Below are 1,536 nucleotides of genomic sequence, written 5' to 3' on the forward strand. Positions count from 1 at the left end.
GGGAAGATAGTTCGTTTTCTAAAGCGAAAATCTCTAATAAATCTAGTACATCTGCTTCGGTAGTGGTTTCATCGAGGGAAATTCCTAGAGAATTATCATCCAAAATGCGGAGGTTGATTTTCTTAGCTTGACAACGTTGTAAAATCTCTTCTTTACTAGAGCTTCCTAAATTAACTCGCAGTGTATCGAAGAAATACTCCGAGTCAATGTTGTAACCAAGGCTTTTGAGTCCTTCAGCTAACTTCGCAGTTAAAAAATGAATCTTTTGAGCAATTTTCTTAATTCCATCAGGTCCATGATAAACCGCATACATACTTGCCATTACAGCTAATAATACTTGTGCGGTACAAATATTACTAGTTGCTTTTTCGCGTCGGATGTGCTGTTCGCGGGTTTGTAGCGCTAAACGCAATGCAGGTTTACCTTGAACATCCTTTGATAAACCAACAATCCGCCCCGGAACTTGCCGTTTATACTGTTCTTTAGTTGCAAAATATGCCGCATGAGGTCCCCCAAACCCCAAGGGAATACCAAATCTTTGCGTGCTACCAACAGCGATATCAGCACCAAATTCTCCTGGTGGAGTTAATAAAGTTAAGCTTAAAGGGTCAGCTGCTACCGTTACCAAAGCTCCCGATTCATGGACTTTTTCGATAAAATCGCCATAATCATAAATCGTACCATCAGTAGCAGGGTATTGAACAATAGCTCCAAAAATTGGCTCAGAAAAATCAAAAGTTTCGTGATTCCCCACAATAATTTTAATTCCCAAAGGTTCTGCCCGTGTCTGTAACACGGCGATTGTTTGGGGATGACATTCTTGGGAAACAAAGAAAGTATCTGCTTTATTTTTGCAAACACCATAACTCATACTCATGGCTTCCGCTGCTGCGGTAGCTTCATCAAGCAGCGATGCATTAGCAATTTCCAAACCCGTTAAATCAATAATTAAAGTTTGGAAATTCAACAGCGCTTCGAGTCTTCCTTGAGCAATTTCCGCTTGATAAGGAGTATAAGCAGTATACCAACCAGGGTTTTCTAAAATATTCCGTTGAATTACTCCCGGAGTAATACAGTCGTAATACCCCATACCGATAAAAGAACGGAAAACTTGATTTTGCGAAGCAATTTCTTTTAACTGTGCTAGAGCAGCATATTCGCTTTCGGCTGCTGGTAAATTCAAATTACCATCGGTACGAATCACGTGGGGAACTGCTCGATCAATCAATTCATCCAGATTATCAAAACCCAAAATCTTCAGCATTTTTGCGACATCATCAGAACATACTCCGATATGCCTTTGTGCAAAAGAAATTAATGATTGATTGTTTTCAACCATTTGCTCATCATTAGACGAGGTACGAGGGGCGTAAATCACCACTAACTAATTAGTCTCCACACGTTACTAATTAATATTTTGCAACAATTATACAAACAGTGGCAGAAATTAGTTAGGAGTTAGGAGTTAGGAGTTAGGAGTTGGGAGTTAAGAGTTAAGAGTTAAGAGTTAAGAGTTAAGAGTTAGTAGCACCGGAG

Annotated in this window: 1 pseudogene; it reads right to left on the bottom strand. The window is 39.6% G+C overall.

Annotated features, from left to right (window positions below):
- Window positions 1–1,339, bottom strand: a pseudogene (locus tag IQ247_RS32135) (glycine dehydrogenase); the annotation flags it as partial.
- Window positions 1,340–1,536: the final 197 nt, after the last annotated feature.

Source organism: Plectonema cf. radiosum LEGE 06105 (assembly GCF_015207665.1).
GTDB lineage: Bacteria > Cyanobacteriota > Cyanobacteriia > Cyanobacteriales > Nostocaceae > Rivularia > Rivularia radiosa_A.